This window comes from Endothiovibrio diazotrophicus (assembly GCF_054657215.1).
The window spans coordinates 20,690-43,740 of the sequence record NZ_BAAHXB010000025.1; the positions used below are offsets into that span (position 1 = coordinate 20,690).

The 23,051-nt window shown below is 67.5% G+C and carries 21 protein-coding genes; 20 read left to right on the plus strand and 1 reads right to left on the minus strand.

Annotated features, from left to right (window positions below; translation table 11 throughout):
• Positions 1 to 9: 9 nt before the first annotated feature.
• The 18 genes from ACYQ2W_RS08825 (at position 10) to ACYQ2W_RS08910 (ending at position 21,404) form a co-directional block, all read left to right on the plus strand.
• Entirely contained in the window at positions 10 to 822 is an 813-nt protein-coding gene (locus tag ACYQ2W_RS08825) for an ABC transporter permease (protein WP_459865382.1), read from the plus strand.
• Positions 819 to 2,006, plus strand: a complete 1,188-nt coding sequence (locus ACYQ2W_RS08830; RefSeq protein ID WP_459865384.1) for an ABC transporter ATP-binding protein — start codon at positions 819 to 821, stop codon at positions 2,004 to 2,006. Before ACYQ2W_RS08825 ends, ACYQ2W_RS08830 begins: the two co-directional genes overlap by 4 nt.
• 44 nt (positions 2,007 to 2,050) lie before the next feature.
• Positions 2,051 to 3,751, plus strand: a complete 1,701-nt coding sequence (locus ACYQ2W_RS08835; RefSeq protein WP_459865386.1) for a GNAT family N-acetyltransferase — start codon at positions 2,051 to 2,053, stop codon at positions 3,749 to 3,751.
• Positions 3,752 to 3,761: 10 nt separating this feature from the next.
• On the plus strand, positions 3,762 to 4,505 hold the full coding sequence (locus ACYQ2W_RS08840; RefSeq protein ID WP_459865388.1) for a class I SAM-dependent methyltransferase: 744 nt from the start codon (positions 3,762 to 3,764) through the stop codon (positions 4,503 to 4,505).
• On the plus strand, positions 4,505 to 5,710 hold the full coding sequence (locus tag ACYQ2W_RS08845) for a glycosyltransferase (protein ID WP_459865390.1): 1,206 nt from the start codon (positions 4,505 to 4,507) through the stop codon (positions 5,708 to 5,710). The genes ACYQ2W_RS08840 and ACYQ2W_RS08845 overlap by 1 nt, the downstream gene beginning before the upstream one ends.
• Positions 5,707 to 6,591 carry a hypothetical protein gene (locus ACYQ2W_RS08850; RefSeq protein WP_459865392.1) on the plus strand — a complete coding sequence of 295 codons (885 nt, stop codon included), beginning with the start codon at positions 5,707 to 5,709 and terminating at the stop codon, positions 6,589 to 6,591. The genes ACYQ2W_RS08845 and ACYQ2W_RS08850 overlap by 4 nt, the downstream gene beginning before the upstream one ends.
• Before the next feature lie 4 nt (positions 6,592 to 6,595).
• Positions 6,596 to 7,576, plus strand: a complete 981-nt coding sequence (locus ACYQ2W_RS08855; RefSeq protein ID WP_459865394.1) for a class I SAM-dependent methyltransferase — start codon at positions 6,596 to 6,598, stop codon at positions 7,574 to 7,576.
• 171 nt (positions 7,577 to 7,747) lie between these two features.
• Entirely contained in the window at positions 7,748 to 8,545 is a 798-nt protein-coding gene (locus tag ACYQ2W_RS08860; protein WP_459865396.1) for a PIG-L deacetylase family protein, read from the plus strand.
• 64 nt (positions 8,546 to 8,609) lie between these two features.
• Entirely contained in the window at positions 8,610 to 11,675 is a 3,066-nt protein-coding gene (locus ACYQ2W_RS08865) for a glycosyltransferase (RefSeq protein WP_459865397.1), read from the plus strand.
• 9 nt (positions 11,676 to 11,684) lie between these two features.
• A complete protein-coding gene (locus ACYQ2W_RS08870) occupies positions 11,685 to 14,108 on the plus strand; it encodes a glycosyltransferase (protein WP_459865398.1) in 2,424 nt (807 codons plus the stop codon).
• Positions 14,105 to 15,154: a glycosyltransferase family protein gene (locus ACYQ2W_RS08875; protein ID WP_459865399.1), complete on the plus strand. Its 1,050-nt coding sequence runs from the start codon at positions 14,105 to 14,107 to the stop codon at positions 15,152 to 15,154. The genes ACYQ2W_RS08870 and ACYQ2W_RS08875 overlap by 4 nt, the downstream gene beginning before the upstream one ends.
• A gap of 897 nt (positions 15,155 to 16,051) precedes the next feature.
• Complete coding sequence (locus ACYQ2W_RS08880) at positions 16,052 to 17,086, plus strand: hypothetical protein (RefSeq protein ID WP_459865400.1); 1,035 nt, start codon at positions 16,052 to 16,054, stop codon at positions 17,084 to 17,086.
• 74 nt (positions 17,087 to 17,160) lie between these two features.
• A complete protein-coding gene (locus ACYQ2W_RS08885; RefSeq protein WP_459865401.1) occupies positions 17,161 to 17,943 on the plus strand; it encodes a hypothetical protein in 783 nt (260 codons plus the stop codon).
• A gap of 20 nt (positions 17,944 to 17,963) precedes the next feature.
• Complete coding sequence (locus ACYQ2W_RS08890) at positions 17,964 to 19,772, plus strand: glycosyltransferase family 2 protein (RefSeq protein ID WP_459865402.1); 1,809 nt, start codon at positions 17,964 to 17,966, stop codon at positions 19,770 to 19,772.
• 35 nt (positions 19,773 to 19,807) lie between these two features.
• Positions 19,808 to 19,960, plus strand: a complete 153-nt coding sequence (locus ACYQ2W_RS08895) for a hypothetical protein (RefSeq protein WP_459865403.1) — start codon at positions 19,808 to 19,810, stop codon at positions 19,958 to 19,960.
• A 367-nt stretch (positions 19,961 to 20,327) separates the two neighbouring features.
• On the plus strand, positions 20,328 to 20,600 hold the full coding sequence (locus ACYQ2W_RS08900) for a DUF6129 family protein (RefSeq protein WP_459865404.1): 273 nt from the start codon (positions 20,328 to 20,330) through the stop codon (positions 20,598 to 20,600).
• A 112-nt stretch (positions 20,601 to 20,712) separates the two neighbouring features.
• Entirely contained in the window at positions 20,713 to 21,042 is a 330-nt protein-coding gene (locus ACYQ2W_RS08905; protein ID WP_459865405.1) for a (2Fe-2S) ferredoxin domain-containing protein, read from the plus strand.
• Entirely contained in the window at positions 21,039 to 21,404 is a 366-nt protein-coding gene (locus ACYQ2W_RS08910) for a hypothetical protein (protein WP_459865406.1), read from the plus strand. The genes ACYQ2W_RS08905 and ACYQ2W_RS08910 overlap by 4 nt, the downstream gene beginning before the upstream one ends.
• A gap of 92 nt (positions 21,405 to 21,496) precedes the next feature.
• Here the strand turns inward: ACYQ2W_RS08910 and ACYQ2W_RS08915 are convergent, their stop codons facing one another.
• Entirely contained in the window at positions 21,497 to 21,814 is a 318-nt protein-coding gene (locus ACYQ2W_RS08915) for a hypothetical protein (RefSeq protein WP_459865407.1), read from the minus strand.
• A 56-nt stretch (positions 21,815 to 21,870) separates the two neighbouring features.
• On the opposite strand from ACYQ2W_RS08915, the gene ACYQ2W_RS08920 reads away from it, so the two are divergent.
• The gene (locus ACYQ2W_RS08920; protein ID WP_459865409.1) at positions 21,871 to 22,287 is read left to right on the plus strand and encodes a hypothetical protein; all 417 of its coding nucleotides are present in this window, start codon (positions 21,871 to 21,873) and stop codon (positions 22,285 to 22,287) included.
• A gap of 205 nt (positions 22,288 to 22,492) precedes the next feature.
• Positions 22,493 to 22,816: a HesB/IscA family protein gene (locus ACYQ2W_RS08925; protein WP_459865410.1), complete on the plus strand. Its 324-nt coding sequence runs from the start codon at positions 22,493 to 22,495 to the stop codon at positions 22,814 to 22,816.
• Positions 22,817 to 23,051 lie beyond the last annotated feature (235 nt).

The following is a 23,051-nucleotide window of genomic DNA, read 5'->3' on the forward strand; positions in this document are numbered from 1 at the left end:
GTTTTGTCGATGCTCGGATTTTTTCGCAAGTATCTGGTGAACAGCGTCGGCGGGTTGGTCGGCCCGTCTCGGGCGCTGGCGACCCACCGTGCCCTGATCACCATGCTGGTGCGTCGCGAGATGACCGGTCAGACCTCGGGCACGCTGTTCGGCACCCTCTGGATGCTGCTGCAGCCGGCCCTGCAGGTGGTCGGCTTCTGGTTCCTGCTCGACGTCGTGCTGCGGGTCAAGTTGCCCGGAAAGGCCCCCTTCCTCGACTACTTCCTGGTGGGGATGCTCCCCTGGCTGCTGCTTTCGGAGGTGATGCAGCGTTCGTTGCTGGTGCTCGATTCGATGTCCGCGCTGTATCGCCGCACCCCGTTCCCCCTGGAGATCCTGCCGCTGGTGCCGCTGCTGCTCGCCGGCAGCATCTACGGCGTGATCTACGCCGGGACCGTGGGCTTCCTGGTCGGCGTGGCGGCGCTCCCCGCGGCGCTGCTGGTGGTGCTGGTGCTGCTGATCTGGCTGATCCCGCTGAGCTATCTGCTGGCGGTGGTCGGGCTGTTCCTGCGCGACGTGCGCCAGCTCTTCCCCTTCGTGCTGACCATTATTCTCTACCTCACGCCGATCCTCTACTCCCCCCAGGTGCTCAGTGAGTCCGCGCGCTGGCTGCTCGCCTTCAACCCCTTTGCCGACCTGATGGCGCTGATCCACGGGGCGGTGCAGGGGGCGCCCTGGGGCGAAGGCCAATTGCTTCGGCCGCTGATCTACTGGCTGCTGCTGCTCGCCCCCGCCTGGGTGCTCTACCGGCGCGCCATGCCGCACATGCGGGAGGCGCTGTGACCGTCATCCACCTCGCCGGCGTGAGCAAGCAGTACCGCCTCTACCACAACCCGATGGACCGCTTGCGCGAGGTGCTGACCGGGCGCCCGCGCCACCACGACATCTACGCCCTGCGGCCGATCGACCTGGAGGTCTCCCACGGCGAGGTGGTCGGGGTGGTGGGCAACAACGGCGCCGGCAAGAGCACGCTGCTCAAACTGGTGACCGGCACCCTGGCGCCGTCCTCCGGGACGGTGGCGGTGAACGGGCGGGTCTCGGCCCTGCTGGAACTCGGGGCCGGTTTCCACCCGGAGGTGAGCGGGCGGGAGAACGTCTACCTCAGCGGCGCCCTGGCGGGCCTTTCGCGGGCGGCGATGGACCGCCTCTTCCCCGGGATCGTCGAGTTCTCCGGCATCGGCGAGTTCATCGACCAGCCGGTGAAGACCTACTCCTCGGGGATGTTCATGCGGCTCGCCTTCGCCGTGGCCACCGCGGTCGAGCCCGATATCCTGATCGTCGACGAGGCGCTGTCGGTGGGCGACGGCGCCTTCGCCCGCAAGTCCTTCGACCGCATCATGGCGTTTCGCCGGGCGGGAAAGACCATCCTGTTCTGCTCCCATTCGCTCTATCAGGTGGAGGCGATCTGCGATCGGGTGATCTGGCTGGAGCACGGCGCGGTGGTCGCCGACGGCGAACCGGGGCGGGTGATCGCCGCCTACTCCGGCTCCCTGGAGGGGGCGGCGTCGCAGGCCCCGGTGCCGGGGGTGACGCGCAAGCCCTCCCACGAAGGGCGGGTCGCGGCGATCAGCAGGGTGGAGGTGTCGGTGGACGGCGCCCGTGGCCGTGACCTGGCGGTGCGCAGCGGTGTCAGCGAGCTCACCGTGCGGGTCGCCTTCTCCTCCGACCCGGCCCTGCCGACGCCGACCGTCGGCTTCGGCTTGAAGACCGAGGACGGGCGCGCGGTCACCAGCGCGGGGACGTTGAGCGATGGGGTCGAGGTGACGCGCGACGCGCAGGGGAACGGGGAGGCCACCGTGGTCTATCCCCACCTGCCGCTGCTCAAGGGGCGCTACTCCATCGAGGCCTATCTGCTGTGCGAGGAGGCGATCCACCTGTATGACTACGTGATCGGCGCCGCCCACCTCGAGGTGACCCAGGAGGGCCTGGAACAGGGGATGGTGATCCTGCCCCACCACTGGTCGTGACCCGCGCGGCCCAACCGACCTGCCCCCTCGACCGTGATGAGACCATGACCGACTCCGCCACCGCCCAATCCTCTCTCGCCTTTGCGTTCGATTCATCGGTCGCTTTGCAGGTGCTGGCGGGGAATCTTCCCGCCGCCCTCCTGGCGGAGGCGGGGGAGATCTCCGGGCGGGTCGGCGATGCCGTCTCCGAGGCGCTGTTCGCCGCGCTGCCGCCGCCCCCGGCCCGTATCCTGCTGGTGGGGATCGAGGGCGCCGGCTGGCTGGCGCCGTTGACCCGCCGTGGCCACGAGGTGGTCTGGCTCGTCCCCGAGGGGGTGGAGTCCCCGCTCGTCGAGGGGTTGGCCGCCGGGCAACTGCGCCGCGGCGGGTACGAGACATTCGAGGAGACGCGTGGCCATTTCCTCGCCGTCCTCCTGCACGATGCGGCCCGTCACGTGGATATCCTGCGGCTGTTCGACCGCGCCGAGCGGCTGCTCGATCCGGGCGGACGGGTAGTGATCCTCGATGAAGTGGAGCGGTTCCGCGACGCCGAGGAGGGGGGGGCGCTCCACCTCCTCGCTCAGCTCCAGGCGGCCGCCGAGCGCTGCGGATTCGCGCCGGGCGGCGAGGCGGAGTTTTCCGACGATGTCGTCGCCTACCTGGAACGTCAGCTCTCCGCCCTGGAGGGGCTCCCGCCCGATGATCGGACGGAGCGTTTCCGGGCGGCCTGCCTGACGCGGCGCGAGGCCTATGCCCAAGGACGCCGCGCCTACCGGCTGCTCCGTTTCGACAAGCAGCGCACCCCGACCTGGCGGGTGACCCGCATCGGCGAGGCGGATGCGCCCGCCGTGCGCGAGCTGTTCCGCGAGGTGTTCGGCAGCGAGATGTCCGCGGACTTCTGGCGTTGGAAGTACCGGGGCGGGCTGGCCGGGGCGGCGGCCACCGGGGTGTGGGCCGACGGGCGGCTGGTGGCCCACTACGGCGGCATGGGGCGCGAAGTGCTGCTGCGCGGCGAACCGGCCCGCGTGGTGCAGATCGGCGACGTGATGGTCTCCCCGGAGCAGCGCGGGATCCTCACCCGCAAGGGGCCGTTCTTCCTCTCCACCGCCACCTTCCTGGAGGAGTACATCGGTTACGGCAACCCCTACCTGCTCGGCTTCGGCTTCCCCAGCCGGCGCCACCTGGTCCTCGCCCGGCGGCTGGGGTTGTATGCCGAGGTGGGCAAGGTGATCGCGGTGCGCTGGCCGGCGCTGCACGCCCGCCCCCGGCTGGGTTCGCGGGTGCGTGCCCTCGATCCGCACGGGGCGGGCTTCGAGCGCTGCGTCGCCGGGCTGTGGGCGGCGATGCGGCGGGACTTGAGCGAGGCGATCGTCGGCGTGCGCGATGCCGCCCAGCTGCGCTACCGCTACGTCTCCCACCCGGACCACGACTACACCCTGTGGCTGGTTTCCGGCCGGCTCACCGGCCGGCCCCTCGGCATCGTGGTGCTGCGCCGGGTGGGCGAGAGCATGGAGCTGCTGGATCTGGTGGCGCCGCTGGCGCGGATGCCGCTGCTGGTCTTCCACGCCCGCCGGTTGGCGGCCGAAGCGGGGGCGCAGGACCTCTTCTGCTGGATTACCGCGCCGTTCGCCGAGCGGCTCGGCCCCGGCGGCACGCAGGAGGAGATCGACGTCTACGTGCCGGCCAACGTGTGGAGCGCCGGCCCTCCCCCCGAGGTGGCGGAGGGGCGCTGGTGGCTGACCTCCGGCGACACCGATTTCCATTGAGGTGGCGCGGGTGCTGACCCTTTTCCGCCTTCTCTCCGCGTTGTGCCGGCTCCTCCCGGAGGGGCCGGCGCGGGCCGGCTGTGCCGAGTGGCGCAATCGCTTGGCGCTACGCCTGCTCGGTCCCGGTGCGCGCTTCCGCCTGATCTACGATGAAAATCTGTGGGGCGACGGGGAGTCCCGTTCGGGCACCGGCTCCAACCTCGCCAACACCGCAGCCATCCGCGCCGCGCTTCCTCCTCTGCTCGAGCGTTTGGCGGTGCGCTCGGTGCTGGACGTCCCGTGCGGTGACTTCCACTGGTTCAAGGAGATGGACCTCACCTTGGAGCATTACTACGGGGCCGACGTGGTGGCGCCGCTGATCGACTCCAACCGCCGGCACTACGGCGGCCCCCGCCACCATTTCGCGGTGCTCGACCTGACCCGCGACCCGCTGCCTTCGGTGGACCTGATCCTCTGCCGCGACCTGCTGGTCCACCTCGCGGAGGGGCAGGTGTGGGACGCGCTGGCCAACATCAAGCGCAGCGGCGCCCGCTACCTGCTCACCACCACCTTCACCGACGAGGGACGCGACAACGGCGACATCCCCACCGGCATCTGGCGCCCGCTCAACCTCACCCGCCCCCCCTACCGCTTCCCGCCGCCCCTGGAGGTGATCGACGAGGGCTACCTCGGCGAGGGGGGGATCTATGCGGACAAGTCCCTCGGCCTGTGGGAGGTGGCGAGCCTGCCGGAGCGGCCTCCGTCGGTGCCGTGATGAGGATCCTGATGGTGACCCAGGAGGCGGTGGGGGACCGGCGCTTCGGACTGGGCAAGAGCATCGCCGCGCTGGCCGAAGGGCTGACCCGGCAGGGCTGCGAAGTGGACTACGTCACCCGCGAGGTGCTGGAGGCGCGGGACCGGCGGCGCATCGACCGCTTGCGCGCCCTGGTGGCGCGGCGGTTCGGCGCGCCGCTCGGCAGCCTCGCCGAGGTGGTGGCGGTGGCGATGGCGGTGGGCCGGCGGGCGGCGCAGCGGGCGCGGCGCGAGGGCTACACCCACCTCCACTGCCACAACGCCTTCATCGCCCTGGGGGCGTGGCTCGCCGTGGCCGGTCGTCGGCAGGCGCCGCGCTGGGGGGTGACGATGCACAGTTTCCGCTGCACCGCCGAGGCGGTGCACCGCCACGTGGTCCCCCTGGGGCGCTTCGCCCACTGGCTGTTCCGGGTGGTCGAGCGGCGGGTGCTCGGCCGCGCCGCCTGGGTGGTGACCCCCACTGAGAGCGGGGGGCGGCGCATCGCCGAGGATCTCGGCTTCACCGCGCCCCCGCCGCGCTGGCGCGCCATTCCCCATCCCCTGCCGCGGATCAACCTCTACGACCGGGAGGAGGCGCGCCGCCGCCTCGGCTGGGATGCCGATTGGCGGGTGGTGCTCGGCGTCGGCATGCTGGTGCCGATGAAGGGCTTCGAGCGGCTCATCGACGCCCTGGCGCGCTTTTCCCACCAGTCTTCTTCCGCGGTGGGTGAGAAAGGCGAGCGGGCGCAGCTCTCCGCCGACCGGCCGCTGCAACTGGTGTTGGTGGGGGAGGGCGATCGCGAGCCCCTCGAACGGTGCGCCCGCGAGGCCGGGCTGGCGCGGCCGCCGCTGTTTGCGCTGACCGACGACATTGGCCTCTACCTGGCGGCCGCCGACCTCTACGTCAGCCCCTCCACCACCGAGTCCTTCGGGCTGGCCAACGTGGAGGCGGTGCTCGCCGGCACGCCGACGATCTGCACCGCGGTCGACGCGGTGCCGGAGGTGATCGGCGGGGCCGCCCGGCTGGTGCCGTTGGCGGAGCGGGAGCTGTGGTATGCTCTGCGGGCGTTTCTGGACGCCCCATCCCCCCACGCGTTCCCGCCACATCCGGAACGGCTGCTCGGCGGACACTGGCCCTCCGATGACCAGATCGTCGCCCGCTACCTCGAGGTCTACTCCCGGCCATGAAACTGGACAAGGTCTACGACTACGCCTTCTTCGTCTCCTCCTCCGGGCACTGTCCGCTGGATTGCCACTACTGCATCGTCAATCCCATCGTCAAACACCAGCCGTCGCTGAATTACGACGATCTGGCCTTTCTGCTCGGCGAGATCGAGGGGCGTTCGGCGCTCTTCGGCTTCTCCGGACGGGGGGACTTCTTCGCCGGCTACCGCAAGCCGGAGCGGCTGCTCGAGCGGCTGCTCGACCACGACGTGGGGGTGGTGCTGGACGTCAACGGGATGATCATCCAGGAGCTCCCCGAACTCCCCGCGGAGAAGCTGGCGAAGATCGAGTACGTCAACCTGACGCTCCACTACACCGAGCTGCTGGCCAAGAAGGCGCTGGGTGCCTGGGAGAAGAATGCCCGCCTGGTGATCGAGCGGATGGGCGCCGAGGATATACTGATGGGCTTCGTCCTCACCCCGGTCGAGCGCGATCGCTGGGAGGAGGCGCTCGCCTTCTACGAGGAGCGGATCTTCCGCCCCACCGGGCGCCCGCTGGTGATGATCCGCGACGTCAACAGCGCCTTCAGCGAGGCGGACGAGGCGCAGATCGCCCGCCTCGCCGAGCAGTTCGGCGAGATGACCGCCCGGGTCCACCAGGAGGATTTTGCCAAGCTGTTCGCCCGCCACTCCCACGTGCTCTGCCCGGCGGGCAGCGAGTTCTTCCACATCTGGAACGACGGTAGCGTCGAGGGGTGCCCCCACGTGGAGGAGCGCAAGGCGTGCGGCAATCTCAAGGAGCGCCGCTTCGAGCCGTGCCAACCCACCTACTTCCCCTGCGCCACCGCCACCTACTGCGAGTGCAGTGCAGTGGCCATCGCCAAGAAGATGCGCTACCCCGACTGATCCCATGGCGAGCGATCCCTTGGCCCTGTTGCGCTGGCTCCGATCGCGGTGGGCTCCCGCTGCTCCGGCGGCTGCCGAGCCGCAGGAGCCGGCGCGGGTGGCCGGCTACTGGGACGAGTGGCAGGCGCGTCAGCACGCCTCGGGCCGGCGCTGGGTCGATTGGGCCGATCACCCCACCGTGCTGGCGCTGCTCCAGCGGGAACGCTTCGGCGACGAGACGCGCAACCTCTTCCGCTATCTGCGTGAAGCGTTCCCCCGATTGCAGCAGGGTCGTGCACTGAGTCTCTGCTGCGGCGACGGCGCCTTCGAGCAGCAATTGGTGGAGGCGGAGGTCTGTGGCCAGGTCACCGGCATCGATTTGGCTGCGGGGCGAATCGAACTCGCCCGCCAACGGGTGCAAGGGGGGCTCGCCGGACGGCTGCATTTCGAGGTGGGTGACGTCAACGCCGGCGATTTCGGTGAGGAGGGCTACGACGCGGTCGTCGTCAAGGCGGCGCTCCATCACATCGAGGCGCTGGAGACGGTGGTGGAGGGGATGTGGCGCTGTCTCCGGCCGGCGGGGCTGCTGGTGGTGGTCGATTTCGTCGGTCCCTCCCGCTGCCAGTGGAGCGACGCCCAACTGGAGGCGGCCAACCGGTTCCTCGACGAGCGGGTTCCGGAGGCACTGCGCACCCTGCCCCAAGGGGGGCGCTACCGGGCGTCCCGCGCCACGCCGGAGGAGATGATCGCCATGGACCCGTCGGAGGCGGTGCGCTCCAGCGAGATCGAGGCGCAGCTTGCGCGGCGCTTCGAACCGCTGGTGGTCCACGAACTGGGGGGGAGCCTGTTGGCCCTGGTGCTCGGCGGCGAGATCGTCAACCACTTCGACGAGGGGAACCCGGCGCACAACCGGATCATCGGCGAACTCTTCGCCGAGGAGCGCAGGTTGATGGCCGAGGGGGTCCTCGGCTGCGATTTCAAACTGATCGTCGCCCGCCGCCGATGATGGTCACAGGGACGCGGAAGGTAACGGCTCGCCTTGTTGATTGAACCGCAGATTTCCGCAGATGGGCCCTCGGCCCAATCCGCGGAAATCTGCGTTGATCCGCGGTTGAGCTTCTTGATGGGGTGAACTGTTGCCGCGGAAGGAATGCATTTCCTCGATGGAGTCCATCCGATGATCGAAGAGCGCCACCTCCTCCCCTACGCGACCAGCGAGCTGCCGCCGGGCCCGTGGCTGCTGTTCGCCCCCCACGCCGACGACGAGACCTTCGGCCTCGGCGGCACCCTGGCGCTGGCCGCCCGCGCCGGGATCGAGGTGGCCGTGGTGATTCTGACCGACGGCGCCCTCGGTGGCAGCGGCGACCGGGAGGCGTTGTGCGCCAGGCGCAAAGCCGAGGCGCGGGCGGCGCTGGCGGCACTGGGGGGGGGGGAGCTGCTGTTCTGGGACCAGCCCGATCGTGGGTTGGTGCCCAGTGAGGCGTTGCAGGAGCGGGTGGTGGCGCTGATCGGCGAACGGCAGCCCGCCCAGGTCTTCTTCCCCTCGCCGATGGAGCCCCACGTGGATCATCGCGCCGCCTCCCGGCTGGTGTGGGAGGCGCTACGCCGGGAGCGGCGGGTGCGGCCGCTGGCGGCGGCCTACGAGATCACGGTGCAGGGGCCGATCAACCGGTTGATCGACATCTCCGCGGTGATGGCCGAAAAGCGCGCGGCGATCGAGTGTTACGTCAGTCAGTTGGCGGAAAACAACTACTACGGGGTCTCCCATGCGCTGGACGTGGCGCGCACCTTTACCCTGCCCCCCGGGGTGGTGGCGGCGGAGGGGTTCCACCAGTTCGCGCGGGAGGATCTGGTGCGCGACTATGCTACCCAGGTACGGCGGCTTCTCGCCCCCTACTGGACCGACGCGCCGGAGGGTGAGGAGGCGCCCGCGCGCCGTGGATGGTTTGCCCGGCTGTGCCGAACGCGCCGCTGAGATTTCCGCGCACGTGCCGGTATAATGGCCGGCCGTTTTGTCCAGACCGCCCGCCGTCGTTACCATGAACACCCCCCAAGCCGCCCCGCCGCCCCTCGCAGCCGCGCCCCTGGTGTCGGTCATCGTCCGTACCAAGGATCGCCCGCAACTGCTCGCCCTGGCGCTCGACTCGGTGGTCGCCCAAAGTCACCGGCCGATCGAGCTGGTGGTGGTCAACGACGGGGGCGAGGAGGTGGCGGAGCTGCTGGAGAGTCGCCTCGAGGCGCTCGACGGGCTCCGTTACGTCGCCCACGATGCGCCGCACGGCCGGTCGGCGGCGGCCAATGCCGGTCTGCAGCTGGCGACCGGGGACCTGCTGCTGTTTCTCGACGATGACGATGAGATCGATGCGGACCACCTCGCGGCGCTGGTGGCGGCACTGCGCGCCAATCCCGGGGTGGCGGCCGCCTACGCCGGGGTGCGGCTGGTCGCCGACGACGGCGAGTCGCTGGGGGAGCTGAACCGTCCCTTCAGCTATCCTCGGCTGGTCAAGGGGAATTACATCCCGATCCACGGGGTGCTCTTCTCCCGTTCGTTGCTCGATCAGGGGGTGCGCTTCGACGAGTCGCTGGCGGTCTACGAAGATTGGGATTTCTGGCTGCAGGTGGCGCAGCACACGGCGCTGTTCCACGTCGACCGGATCAGCGCCTCCTACCGCCAGGGGGGAGGCTCCGGCGTCGGGCTGGGGTGTTCCGCCGCCGATCTCCATCGACACCGCGCGCGGGTGCTGGAGAAGTGGCTCGGCCACTGGTCGGGCGAGGTGATCGACCTCGCTTTCGAAGATGCCGATCGGGAGGCGCGCGAGCACGTCGACGGCCTGGAGCGGGTCAACGGCGACTTGGCGCGCATCCGCGGTGAGCTGGAGCAGCGCTGCGCCGATCACTCGGCCCATATCTCCGATCTGTCGACCCATCTGAAGAATACCGAGAAGGCGCGCGAGGCGGGGGTCGAGCGTTTCCGCTCGTTGGCGCAGGCTGCCGCGGAGCGGGGGCGCTCGCTCACCGCCGAGTGTCTCCGACAGATGCACGAGTCGGCCCGCCGCGGGGCCCTCATCGAGGGTTACCGGCAGCGGGTCGCCGAGGAGGTGGCGTGGCGTCGCGAGAGCGAGGCCGAGCTGCAGCGCCAGTTGGCGGAGAGCGATGCCGCGATCGCCGGGTTGCGCGGGGAGATGGCGCGGCTGGAGACGCAGATCGGGGCGCTGAGCGGGGTGCTGGAGGCAATGCGCCGTTCCACCTCGTGGCGGGTGAGCGCGCCGTTGCGCTGGGTGCGCCGGCTGCTCTCCGGTAGCCCCGTGGGGCCGGTGGAGTACACCACGACTGCGGTGTCCGAAGCCGTCGAGGCCGAGCCGCCCGCGCCGGCTTCCGCCGCCGCCCCGCCCGCCCCGCCGGTGATCGAGGAGCCGATGGTCGGGCCGCCGCAGATCGACTATCCGCACTGGAACCGCCTGTTCGATACGCTGGACGGGGTGGATCTGGAGGTGATTCGCCGGCGCATCGACGGCTACGAGTACCGGCCGCTGATTTCGGTGCTGATGCCCACCTACAACTCGCCGGAGCGTTTTCTGCGGCAGGCGATCGACAGCGTGCGCCAGCAGATCTACCCCCATTGGGAGCTGTGTATCGCCGACGATGCCTCCACCTCGCCGCGGGTCCGCGCGGTGCTGGAGGAGGCGGTCGCCGCGGATTCCCGCATCAAGGTCTGTTTTCGCGAGGAGAACGGCCCTATCTGCGCCGCTTCCAATCGTGCCCTGGCGTTGGCCGAGGGGGAGTTCGTGGCGCTGCTCGACCACGACGACGAGTTGCCGTCGCACGCCCTCTATTGCGTGGTGGAGGAGCTGCACAAGCATCGCGACGCGCAGGTGATCTATTCGGACGAAGACAAGATCGACGAGGAGGGGCGGCGCAGCAGCCCCTGTTTCAAGCCCGATTGGAGCCCCGATCTGCTCCTTTCCCATAACATGATCAGTCGCTTCGGTGTCTACCGGACGGCGACGGTGCATGCGGTGGGTGGGTTCCGCGAGGGCTACCAGGGAGCGCAGGATTGGGACTTGGCGCTACGTGTGGTGGAGCAGGCGGGCGATCGGCAGGTGCGCCACCTGCGGCGGGTGCTCTACCACCGGCGTAGCGTCCCCGGCAGCACTGCGGGGGATCTCGGGACGGAGGCGAAACCCCACGCCGCGACCTCCGCGCGGAGGGCGATCCAGGACCACCTGGAGCGGCGGGGCGTGGCGGCCCGTGCGGAGGACTCCCCGCTGCTGCCGGGGACCCCGCGGGTGCGCTATTCGTTGCCCGCGCAAGCGGGGGCGATCTCCCTGATCTATCTCGTCGAGGAGGGGGATGCCGGTTGGCAGGGGCGCCTGGAGCGGTTGTTGGAAGGCCTCGACGGGGTCTCGCCGGAGGTAGTGGTGGCCGGGGTGGAGGGGATACCCGGTGATGCCGCCCGGGTTGCGGTGGGGCGGGGGACGTCACCGGCGCAAACCCTCAATCGGGCGGTCGCCCGTGCCTCCGGTGAGCTGCTCTGCTTTCTCTCCAGCCGCCTGGAGCCGCTGGATGGCGAGTGGTTGACTGAGTTGGCGAGCCACGCCGCACGCCCTGAGCTGGGGGCGGTGGGCGCACGGCTGCTGGCTGCCGACGGGCGGCTGCGCCATGCCGGCACCGTCTTCGGCATCGGGGACGGCGTAGGTTACCCCCATGCCGGTTTTTCGGCGGACCATAGCGGTTACTGCGACCGGGCGATGCTGATCCAGAACTTCCTCGCCGTCTCCGGGGAGTGTCTGGCGGTGCGCCGCTCGGCGTTTGAGGAGGTAGATGGATTCGATGAGTCGGAGGTATCCCACTGCCTCCACTTCGTCGAACTCTGTCTACGTCTGGTCGATCGCGGATACCGCAATCTATGGACCCCCTTCGCCCAACTGCGGGCAGTGGTCGAGGTGGAGCTGGAGGGGGGCGCACAGCGCGCCGACGAGATCGAGCGGTTGCGGGCGCGCTGGTCCGGGCCGTTTCGTTACGACCCCTACTCCCACCCCGCGGTGATCCTGGGAGGGGAAAGTCCGGGGCTGTCGTGGTCGCCCGGGGTGCCTCCACTCTACTAGTGGACGACGATGAGCGAGAAGATGAACGTGGATAAGACGGAAGTGGCTGGAGAGAACGGTGTTGGTGGCGGCGATGAGACGTCCCAACTGCGCCGGGAGTTGGCTCGTTACCGCTTCGAGGTGGCGCGGCTACGCGAACAGGCGCTTGAGCAGCAACGGGTGATCGAGGCGATGCGCGCCTCCACCTCGTGGCGGATCACCGCGCCGATGCGGGTGATCGCGCTGCTCCCGCGCCACGCGAGGATGCTGTTGCAGCTCCTCGCCCACCTGGTGCGCCGCCACGGCGGCGGGTTGTGGGGCGTAGTGCGACTGGCGGCGGTGGGTATGCGTCTGCTGTTTCGTCACGGCCCGCGCCAGTGGTTGCTCGGTGCCCGCCACTACGCCGCGGAGCTGCGAGCCGATGACGGGGGCGTTGGCGAGGAGACGGTCGACCCTCAGAGGAGGGAGCGGCCGGGGTGGCGGGATCGGTCGTTGGTGCGCCACCAGGCGACGGTGGATGTCGTGGTCTGTGTCCACAACGCGCTGGAGGACGTCCGCCGCTGCCTTTCGTCGGTGGTGCGTTATACCCTGCCGCCGTATCGGATCATCGTCGTCGACGACGGCAGCGCCGAGGAGACGATGCGCTACCTCGAGGCGTTCTGCGCGGCGCAAGGGTCGCTACGGATTCGCAACGATCAGGCCAGGGGCTACACCTTCGCCGCCAACATGGGGATGCGGGCCGCCGACGGTGACTACGTCGTGCTGCTCAACAGCGACACCATCGTCGGTCCGGAGTGGGTCGACCGGATGGTGATGGCCGCGGAGTCCGCGCCGCGGATCGGCATCGTCGGCCCGCTCAGCAATACCGCCTCGTGGCAGTCCGTCCCGCGCATTCTGGTCGACGGGGATTGGGCCGAGAATCCGCTGCCTGAAGGGGTCTCCTATTGCGAGATGAGCGAGCGGGTGGCCGCCGAGGCGGCCCGCATCTACCCCCGCCTGCCGTTCCTCAACGGTTTCTGCATGATGATCAAGCGGGCGTTGATCGATGACATCGGCCTCTTCGACGAGGAGGCGTTCGGTGCCGGTTACGGAGAGGAGAACGACTACTGTCTGCGTGCCGGGGCCGCCGGTTGGGCGTTGGCGGTGGCCGATGACGTCTATGTCCACCACGCGCAGTCGAAGAGCTACTCCCACGAGCGGCGCAAGAAACTGGCCGACCGGGCCGGGCGCATCCTGGCGCAGAAGCATGGGGACGAGGCGATTCAGGCGGGGGTGATGCATTGCCGTTACGATCCGGCGATGGAGGGCATCCGCGCCCGCGCCGAGCAGATGTGGGCGCGCCACGCGCTGCGCGGTGACGGGATGCGGCGCTGGGAGGGGCGGCGGATCGCGATCGTGCTGCCGGTGGCCGAGGCGGGGGGCGGGGCCAACGTCGTCATCCAGGAGGCGCGCGCATTGGCGGCCATGGGCATCGACGTGCGGCTGGTCAACCTGGAAGTGTGTCGGCAGAGCTTCTCCGTCGCCTACCCCGAACTCGATATCCCGGTGTTGTTCGCACCCTCCCAGGAGGCGGTTGCCGGCGTGTGCGAGGGGTTCGACGCCGTGGTTGCGACCACCTACGCGTCGGTGTTCTGGCTCGAGTCGCTGGCAGGACGCGAGAACGGCCCCCGGCTCGGGTACTATATCCAGGACTTCGAACCTTATTTCTGGCCCGAGGATTCGGGTGAATACCGCATTGCATGGGACTCCTACGGGGCGTATCCGGGTCAGTACCGTTTCACCAAGACGGAGTGGAATCGCCGGGAGCTGAAGGAGCGGATCGGGATCGAGGCGACGGTGATCGGCGCCAGTTGCGATACCGAGCTCTTCCAGCCGTTTCCGGGCCGTGCGCAGGCCCAACCCGGTCGCCCGGTGCGGGTCGCGGCGATGATTCGCCCGTCGACGCCGCGCCGCGCGCCGCTGCGGACCATGGAAGTCCTTGCTGCGCTGGTGCAGCGTCTGGGCGGGCGGATCGAGGTGGTGCTGTTCGGCGTCGACGAGGAGGACCCGGCCTTTCTCGCGCTGCCCGTCGACTTCGCCTGGCGCTGCGTCGGCATCCAGACCTCCGCGGGGCTGGCGCAGCTGTTCAACGAGGTGGACGTCTTCGTCGACTATTCGGAATTCCAGGCGATGGGGCTCACCGCGCTGGAGGCGATGGCCTGCGGTTGCGCGGTGGTGGTACCGCAGCGCGGTGGCGCCGACAGCTTCGCCAGGAGCGGAGAGAATGCGCTGGTTGTGGATACGGCCTCGGTGGAGGCGATGATCGAAGCCACCGAGCGGCTGGTGCGCGACGACGAGCTCCGCGTTCGCCTGGGGCGCGAGGCGATCCACGCCGCGGCGGCATACCATCCGGATGGTCCGGCATGGAACATCGCCCACCTGCTGTTCGGTGAGGGCAACGAGGGGGAGAAATGATGCGCGTCCACCTGCTGTTCGAGCATGATCGCAACGGAGATCCCCACGGCTGCTCCGAGATCCGACTGCTGCGTCCGCTGCGCCACCCGTCGTTGCAGGGGCAACTGACGGTAAGTGCCGCCACCGATCTGCCCGACGAGACGGTCGATCTGGTGGTGGTGGAGCGGATGTGGCATGACGGCTTCGGCATGGACGCCGCCGAGTCCCTGCTGCGGCGGGTGGATGAGCGCGGCGCGGCGCTGGTCTATACCCTCGACGACAATCTGCTGGACCACCATCTGGGCCAGCCCTGGCGGGGCGGTCCGGGCGAGGAGCAGCGGATGGCGATGCGTCTGCTGGCGCGAGAGGCCGCCGGGGTGATCGTTTCGACCCATCCCCTCGGCGAGCGGATGCGCCGCCTCAATCCCCGGGTGGAGGTGGTGGAGAATGCCCTCGACGAGCAGCTGTTTGTCCCTCGTTCCCGTCCGGCGACGGTGGACGGGGAGCCGCTGACGGTCGGTTACATGGGCACTTTCAGTCACCAGCAGGACCTGATGATGGTGCTCCAGCCGTTGCGCGAGGTACTGCGTCGCCACCAGGGAAAGGTGCGTTTCCAGATGCTTGGAGTGAGCGTCGACCCGGCATTGGCGGAACTGTTCGCCGGGCTCCCGTTCGAGTTGCTGGACAACCGGGAGTTCTACCGCTATCCCGATTTCGTCGCCTGGGCCGGCCGCAATCTCGCCTGGGATCTGGGCATCGCCCCGTTGGAGGCGACCCCCCTCAACCGGTGCAAATCCGACATCAAGTATCTGGACTACGCGCTGCTGGGGATTCCGGGAATCTATAGTAAGGGACCGGCCTACGGCAGCAGCGTGGCTCACCGGGAGACCGGGTGGCTGGTGGCGGAGGAGCCGGAGGCGTGGGCGGAGATGCTGGAGGAGGCGGTGGCACAGCCCCAACTGCGCGGCTCGATCGCGGAGCGGGCGGCGTCCTCGGTGCGGGCGACGCGGACCCTGGCGGTGTCCGCCGGGAACTGGTTGAAGGCCCTTCGTCGGTTGCGGGGGTAGCGCTTGCGTCCGTTGCTGCGCGGTATGCAGGAATGCCCAAGCGTCGCGGGAGGCAGGGTGCCGGGAGCGACCCGTGAAGACGAACCGCAATCCGACGCGATTTTGGGGTATCGTATCTCTTCCGCACCTCCTGCAAACCCCGGAATGCCGGGAAAACGGGCGGATGCACCATTGCCGAAGCGGGAAATGGCGCCCAAAGCTTGGAATTTTCCGCGCTGCGTGATAGCTTCCTCATCCCGTCGGCATGGGCACAGATTTAGGTCGCTCGCTGCGGATACGAATACGCGGATATCGGCATCCTCTCCCCTCCATATTGAAGGAGGGGGCGGTGTCGGGATCCAGGTCACGTGATGAGGGATGTGGTGTAAATGATACATCCGGTTGCCAGGGTGATGGTTTTTTCCAACGATGTGTTGCAATATTGCCCGGCAAGTGGTATCAATTGCATCCGTCAAGCGGGTTCGCACAGCGACGGGCGGTGAGCCCCGCTCCGGCCAGTGAGCATTGAGCTCGCGTTATTCAATTCAATAACTGTCGAAAACACGTAAGGTGGAATAAGGAGCATATGCATATGTTTAAGAAAAAGCTTTTGGGTTCCGCGATCGCTGGTGTGTTGGTGTCGGGTTCCTTTGCCGCCAGCAACGCGATGGCGGTGGAGGTATCCAATACCGCGCGCGGTGGCGTCCTGCTCGGTTCGATGTACGTGGCACGTGCTGACGATTTCAACACCAGTCGTGTGAAGGTGGTGAACCCCAGCACCACTGATGCCGTCAAGGCCAAGCTGGTGTTCCGTTCCAAGATGCACTCCGACGAGTGCAAGGACATGATCCTCTATCTGACCCCCGGTGACGTGGCCTACGTCGACGTCCGCCTGGACGCCAACGGCAGCCCCGAGGTGTGTCCGATGATGACTCCCTGCTGGCCGCCCTCGCCTCCGACGGCAGCGCCCAGTTCGCCTCGCAGGTCGACGGTGGCTGGAGCTCCACGATGGCTGCGGCCCGTACCCAGCCCACCAGCGACACCTGCGCCCTGGGCCACGTCGAAGTGGTTGGTGCCTACACCGCCCGTGGCGTGATCACCCTGACCGACGGCACCAGCGTGACCGTTCGCCAGGGCATGAGCAAGTTCGACCTGAAGCGCATCTTCGATACTTCCAAGACCCTGCTCAACACCGCTTCCAACAACGTCACCAACAACGCCAACTACACCGGCGGTGTCAATGACGGTGCGGACTACAACACCCGCGCGCAGATCTTCGGCAACATCGAGATCTCTGGCTCCAGCGATCGCCTCCTGCTGCCGATGATCGCCCTCGACAGCGGCGCCAACGGGCACACTGCCGGTGTGACCACCCATGTGATCGACAACACCGACTTCGACGTTGCGGTCGGCGCCGAGACCAACATCGGTTCCGGTTTTGCCAACACCGTGAGCGGCGACAACCTGAACGACATTGAGGGCGCCCTGGTGGCCTCCAACGTGTCCGAGGTCTACACCTCCGGTTCCGAGTCGACCTTCTTCGAGATCACCTTCCCCACCAAGTACCGCCACATCATCTCCGGGCGTTACAGCGGGAACGGCGCCGTCTACGAGGCTCCCTTCCACACCGACGGTTCCGTGCAGTACGGCCTCTCGCTGTTCGACAACCAGGAGAACTCCGCTCCGGTGGAAGTTACCTCCCTGTGTATCGTGTCGCCCTGCACCGTCTCCACCACCCCGGGTGAGTTCTTGATCCACGAGGTGAACTACGAGATGATCTCCGGTTCCTCCACCTGGAACCCCGAGTCCGGTTGGTTCAACTTCGCCCTGAGTGCCAACGGTGGTACCGACAGCCAGGGTTACACCTGGCCGGTGTCCGAGGGTGTCCCCACCATCGGTTATGCCCACTACTACAACAGCACTGGCTCGGTGACCGCTCCCCTGACTCGCTAATGAGTTGAAAAGGGAGTAACCTAAATGCCTGGCGCTTGCGCCGGGCATTTTTTTTGTGGGGTAAACGTATGTCAGTGAAAAAGTTTTTCTCGGCGTTGCTGGTCGGTGGCGGTGTTCTGCTCTCTTCGATGGGCGCAGAAAATGCCGTGGCGGCAACCCAGTACACCTATCAGGCGTCTCTCCCGGATTGGACGGAAGCCTTTCCCGCGGTGACGTCGTCGAACACGACCTTGTCGTGGGTGCGGAACGCCCCCCAGACCGGCTCCACTCCCGCATTTTCGTCTTCCTTGCGCTGGCTCAGCCTTCCCGTTGGATCCAGCCTCCAGCTTCGACTGCTTGCTCCGCCGGGGGTCGACTGGCTCAATGTGCGTCTCCAGCAGCCCAACGATGTGGGTTATACCGGTCTCTGTTCCCAGGAGGAGTATCAAAGTTCGAGCGATGGGGATTGCAATGTCCAGTACAACGTGTTCTCCCGTGGCTGGCCTGCCGATGCGGCGACGGTGACTCCGCCGGCGCTGACCGAGCCGAAGATCATCTACTTGACCGTGGAGGCTCGCGACCTGGCGTACCAGATCCTGAGCATGACGGTTCGTTGGCATATCGCCGATATGGCTCTCTACAACCAGTGGCGCAGCAGTCGCTCCTGGGCCGGGGGTACTGGCGATTTGGATGGTTTGTCCAACTGCTACCTGAACAACTGCGTTTCGGGGTCGACGGATACCGACACTCCAGTTGTGACTCCTACCCCAACCCCCACGCCATCTCCCGGTGATTCTTCGGGGCCATCCTACCAACTGATCCTCCAGTTCGATTCCGGTTCCAGCACTACGGGTACCTTCACGCTGTCCACCCCGTAGGGGGGGGCTGCGTGGGGGATATGAAGCCTGCGTCCGTGCCGGCGGGCGACGGCCGTCCCGGCCTGTTCACGCGCTTCTGGCGCGTGTGCGGGCATGAGGGATGGGCGGGGGTGATCTGGCGGCTGCGTCGCCGCGTCGTTCGGCGTGCCGACTATGCCCGATGGGTTGCCCGTTACGAGGAATCCTCACTTTCCAGCAAGGATCGAAGGGGTGCGGAAGCGCCGCCCGGGCCGCTGATCTCCGTGGTGATGCCGGTCTACAACGCGCCGGAGCGCTGGTTGCGGGCTGCGATCGAGTCGGTGCTTGGGCAGCGCTACTCGCGATGGGAACTCTGCATCGCGGATGACGCTTCCAGCGCCTCCCACATCAAACCTCTCCTCGACGAATACGCCGCTCGCGATCCGCGGGTCAAGGTGGTCTTCCGTTCCGTAAACGGCCACATCAGCGAGGCCTCGAACAGCGCGCTGGCGCTCGCCAGCGGGGATTTCGTCGCCCTCCTCGACCAAGACGACCTGCTCTCCTCCGATGCGCTTCGGCAAGTGGCCGCCGCCATCCGCCTCCACCCTGACGCCGGGATCCTCTTCTCCGACGAGGACAAGGTGGATCAGCACGGTCGCCGCTACGACCCCTATTTCAAGCCCGATTGGAACCTCGACCTCTTTCTCGGTCAGAACATGATCAGCCACCTCGGGGTCTACCGGACCGAACTGATTCGAAAGATCGGTGGCTTCCGCAAGGGTTTCGAAGGCTCCCAGGATTGGGACCTCGCGTTGCGGGCCACCGATTCCCTGGAGCCGGGCCAGATCGTTCATATCCCCGCCGTCCTCTATCATTGGCGTGCGATCGAAGGGAGTACCGCCTCGTCCATCGAAGAGAAGCCCTACGCGGTCGAGGCGGCAGTTCGGGCGGTGAAGGATCGGTTGGCGCGGAGCGGCCAGCAGGCCGAAGTTTCCGCGGCCGGGCCGTTCGGCGCCGGATTGCGGGTGCGCTACCCGCTGCCGCGGGAGGCGCCGCTGGCCACCGTCGTGGTGATCGATGGCGGCAGCAGGGGCGCACTCGAAAAGACCCTCCTTGGGATCGCCGAACATGCGGGATACCCTGCGTTGGAGGTGGTGGTCGTCACGGCCGACAAGGGGGGGGCTGACGGCGTTTCCCTTTCCTGCCCGCTACGCACCCTCGTGGTAGACGCCGGGATCAGTCCGGCCGAGCGGAGGGATCGCGGAGCGATGCTGGCACAGGGGGAGGTAGTGCTTTTCGTCGAGGCCGGTCTGGTGCCGGTGGACGACGAGTGGTTGAACGAGCTGGTTTCCCAGGCGTTGCGGCCCGAGGTGGGAGCTGTCGGGGCGAAACTGGGGTTTGACGATGGCGTGTTGTGCCACGCGGGGTTGGTGATCGGGGGGGATGCGCTGGTGCTTTGGCCGCATCGTGGCATCGCCGTCCAGGATCCAGGCTATTTTGGCCGCTCCCTGCTGGTTCAGGAGTTCTCGGCGATCAGCGGCATGTGCATGGCGCTGCGCAAAACGGTGTTGGAGGCCGTTGGTGGATTCTGCGCGGATGAACGGGTGCGGGATTTCTACGATGTGAATCTCTGCCTTTCCATCCGTGAGCAGGGCTGGCGCGTGGTATGGACCCCGTTCGCGCGGCTCGATCAACGGCCGCTGTCGTGGTTTTCGCGGCCGGGAAGGAGCGTTGGAAATCCTGCTGAAGTGGAGTACATGGAGCATAAGTGGGGGAGAAAGGGAGGCGACCCCTTCTATAGCCCCAACCTCTCATTGGAAAACGGCCTGTTCCATTTGGCCTTTCCTCCTCGCGCGGTACTTCCTCGCTGATCTTGCCGGGGGCGGGGGCGGCGGAGCCGCTGGTCGTGGGGATCTTCCCGCGGCGCAATCCGACCGTCATCTACACCATGTTCTCGCCGCTGATGAGCTTTCCGGAGCGGGAGCTGGGGCGGCCGCTGCGCTTGGTGACGGCGAAGGACTTTCCCACCACCAGGCGGAGGCGGCCGGCTGCGGGGTGACGGTGCTGGAGACGCCGATGGTTACCGAACGGATCGACATGTTGGGGCTGATCGTCCTCGACCCCGGCTATGCCGAACGTCTGGCGGCGGACGATGCTCGACGGTGGGGCGCGATGAGCATCTGATCAAGCCGATCCGCAAGCAGCGGCTATTGGAGGCGATTGGTTGGGGCTGTGGGTATTCCACAGTCGAGGTCGGTGGGTCCCTCCCGCACGTCCGGTGGCTCGTTTCCGTCTCCCAACAAGACGATTGTCCTGTTTCCTACACGTTTTTTCCGGGTGGTCTTCAGAAAATCAATCGCTTAGTCGTGGCACGTCGATTGCTCCCGATTACTTGAACGATCTGTTCAGGAAATGGGGAGAGTGCCGTGGAGCAAGCATTGATCGAACGCATCGCCGACCTGGCGGCCGGGCAGGGAGTCGACGAGGCCTCCATCGGAAAACTGCGTGAGGCCTATCCGCAGACCATCTTCTCGTTCTGCTCCGATGACGACGTGACCGCCGATCTCCCGCCCGTTGCCGAGCGGGAGGGATTCAACGTCTACCTCATCGACGCCTCCAGCCACTGCCTCGCCCTGACCGGCGACCCCGCCAACGCCTCCGGCCTGCTCTTCGCCACCGTCGAAGAAGAGGACGAGTAGACCTTGTTTGGCGAGTGAACGCGAATGAACGCAACGGGGTCTCTTTTCCCCCTTTCCGTTTGCGTTCATCCGCGTTCATTTGCGGAAAAATCTTTAGTCTGGAGTTAGTGATATGCCCAAGCCCGCCAAACACGTCTTCGTCTGCATGCAGTCCCGTCCGCCGGGCCACCCTCGTGGTTCCTGCGGCGCCAACGGCTGCCAGGAGGTGTTCGAGGAGCTGATGTTCCAGTGGCAGAGCCGCGACCTGATCACCCACGGGGTGCAGGTGACCGGCGCCGGCTGCCTCGGCCCCTGCACCGCCGGCCCCAACGTGCTGGTCTACCCCGAGGGGATCATGTACGGCGGGGTGAAGAAAGAGGACGTGTCGGAGATCGTCAACGGCCACCTGATCGGCGGCGAGCCGGTGGAGCGGTTGTTGATGGACCCGGAGATATGGGGATGAGCGGCGAGCTCGGCCAGCGTCTCGACGAGCTCCGCCCCCTCGGCCTGCATGTGCTGAGGGAGCTGGAGCGCGCCGCCCGCGAGCTGGGCGTCGACAAGTTCTATTCCCCCGCGTGGGAGGCCGGGACGGCCTCCCTGCGCCGTGACCCCGCCGACGGCTCGATGGTCCTGGTGGTGGAGTGGCGCGACGCCCGCGGTTACAAGAGCGGCGAACTGGTGGTCAACGCCGACGGCAGCCTCTACGCCGAGTGCGACGTGCTGCTGCCCCACCCCACCGACTCCCGCTGGTTCGTCGAGGCGGTCACCGCCTGGGGGCGCCCCGGGGCGATCCACAGCGAGCCGCGGCTGTTGCAGGCGGTGTAGGGCGGATTAGCGCCAGCGTAATCCGCCGGAACGAGGCTGCCTTCGGCGAAGGTGTCTACGCTCCCGGCGGATTACGCTGGCGCTAATCCGCCCTACGAACCGCGCGGGAAGCGGCTCTTTTTGGCGGCCAGCAGGTGGAGAAAGTCGTAGAGATCGCTGAGGAAGAACTGGCGATTCTCGTCGTAGCGGAAATGCTCCACCGTGGCGGCATCGTTGTCGCTAAAACGACGAGCCACGTCGCGGAACGGGAAGGGGATCTCGTTGTTCAGCGGCGAAGGCGAGTGGAGTAGCCGGATCACCTGGTCGAAGAGCAGCTCGAAGCGCTCGCCGCGGGGCTCCACCGGTTCCTTCAGCGCCCCTTCATAGAGGCGGAAGAGGGCCAGATAGTCGTCGATTTTCGGTGCCTTCATCGATCCCGTTCCCAACACAGTTACGAACAATTCAAATATCAAGAACCGGGCCAATCATGCAACCACCTCGCGCCATCCTCTTCCACAAACACCACACCAGTGCCCGCACCCGTTTCCTGCGCGGCCCCGACGGAGTCTGTTTCCCGACCCCGCTGCCGACGCTGTGCCAACTGGTGGAAGGAGAGCCGCCGCCCGACGTGGTGGCCCATCCGGCGGTCCTGCTCAAGCCCCTGGCCGAGTGGCTCGGGTTGCCGTCGGAGGCGCTGGCGCTGGAGCGCGAGTTCTTCAACGTGGTGGAGACCCCGGAGGGGCGCGGGCCGGTCTATCTGGTCGCCTTCACCACCATCGATCCCCCTTTCGAGGCCGCCGAGGCCCGCGACTGCCGCTTCATCTCCCTGATGGAGGCCCGCGGCATCAAGCCGCCGGAGCTGGAACTGCTGCGCATCGCCTATCAGACGGTGATGGAGGGGTAGGGCGTTGGCTGCCGTAGGTCGCGGCTACCGCCGCGACGCGAACGGGGGCAGCGGGCTTGATGGCTTCCTCTCCCTTTCCGACCGGCGGCGTGGCATTCGGACAATCCTTCGGTTGGGCACGCGCCCCGCGGCCCCCGTTTGCGTCGCCGCGGTAGCGGTGACCTACGACTCTTTTCAACCAACCTCCAATGGGAGAATCTGAACCATGATCACTTTGACCGAATCCGCCACCAAGGCGCTGCGCCGTTTCATCCGTTTCTCCGAAGAGCCGGTGATCGGCCTGCGGGTGGGGGTCACCGCTGGCGGCTGCGCCGGCTTCCAGTACGAGATCGCGCTGACCGGCGAGCAGAACGACGACGATACCGTGATCGAGGCCGAGGGGATGAAGATCTACCTCGACCCGCAGTCCGCCGGGCTGGTGCAGGACATGACCATCGACTTCAAGGACACCATGCTCGAAAGCGGTTTCGTCTACCACAACCCCAACGCCACCGGCTCCTGCGGTTGCGGCAAGTCCTTTTCGGTGTAAGCGCGCTGCGGCCGTTCCGCCGGAATCGACCTCGGATCGGGGGGGGCGACGCCGCGGCGGGCAGGCCCTCTCTATAGGGCGCGCCGTGCGCGCCGCAGCCTCTCCGCCGGCACCGACCTTGGAGCCGGGGTTCGACGCCGCGGCGGGCACGGCCCGCCCTATAGGGCGCGCTGCGCGCGCCGTTGGTTTTGGATCGAGGTTCGACGTAGCACCTTTCCCCGCCTGCGATTCCCCT

Coding starts and splice junctions, on each gene's coding strand:
- ACYQ2W_RS08835 (WP_459865386.1), top strand. CDS start 2,051: ATGACCGACTCCGCCACCGCCCAATCCTCTCTCGCCTTTGCGTTCGAT.
- ACYQ2W_RS08850 (WP_459865392.1), top strand. CDS start 5,707: ATGAAACTGGACAAGGTCTACGACTACGCCTTCTTCGTCTCCTCCTCC.
- ACYQ2W_RS08855 (WP_459865394.1), top strand. CDS start 6,596: ATGGCGAGCGATCCCTTGGCCCTGTTGCGCTGGCTCCGATCGCGGTGG.
- ACYQ2W_RS08865 (WP_459865397.1), top strand. CDS start 8,610: ATGAACACCCCCCAAGCCGCCCCGCCGCCCCTCGCAGCCGCGCCCCTG.
- ACYQ2W_RS08915 (WP_459865407.1), bottom strand. CDS start 21,814: ATGAAGGCACCGAAAATCGACGACTATCTGGCCCTCTTCCGCCTCTAT.
- ACYQ2W_RS08925 (WP_459865410.1), top strand. CDS start 22,493: ATGATCACTTTGACCGAATCCGCCACCAAGGCGCTGCGCCGTTTCATC.
- ACYQ2W_RS08910 (WP_459865406.1), top strand. CDS start 21,039: ATGAGCGGCGAGCTCGGCCAGCGTCTCGACGAGCTCCGCCCCCTCGGC.
- ACYQ2W_RS08890 (WP_459865402.1), top strand. CDS start 17,964: ATGAAGCCTGCGTCCGTGCCGGCGGGCGACGGCCGTCCCGGCCTGTTC.
- ACYQ2W_RS08920 (WP_459865409.1), top strand. CDS start 21,871: ATGCAACCACCTCGCGCCATCCTCTTCCACAAACACCACACCAGTGCC.
- ACYQ2W_RS08875 (WP_459865399.1), top strand. CDS start 14,105: ATGATGCGCGTCCACCTGCTGTTCGAGCATGATCGCAACGGAGATCCC.
- ACYQ2W_RS08905 (WP_459865405.1), top strand. CDS start 20,713: ATGCCCAAGCCCGCCAAACACGTCTTCGTCTGCATGCAGTCCCGTCCG.
- ACYQ2W_RS08860 (WP_459865396.1), top strand. CDS start 7,748: ATGATCGAAGAGCGCCACCTCCTCCCCTACGCGACCAGCGAGCTGCCG.
- ACYQ2W_RS08845 (WP_459865390.1), top strand. CDS start 4,505: ATGAGGATCCTGATGGTGACCCAGGAGGCGGTGGGGGACCGGCGCTTC.
- ACYQ2W_RS08825 (WP_459865382.1), top strand. CDS start 10: ATGCTCGGATTTTTTCGCAAGTATCTGGTGAACAGCGTCGGCGGGTTG.
- ACYQ2W_RS08870 (WP_459865398.1), top strand. CDS start 11,685: ATGAGCGAGAAGATGAACGTGGATAAGACGGAAGTGGCTGGAGAGAAC.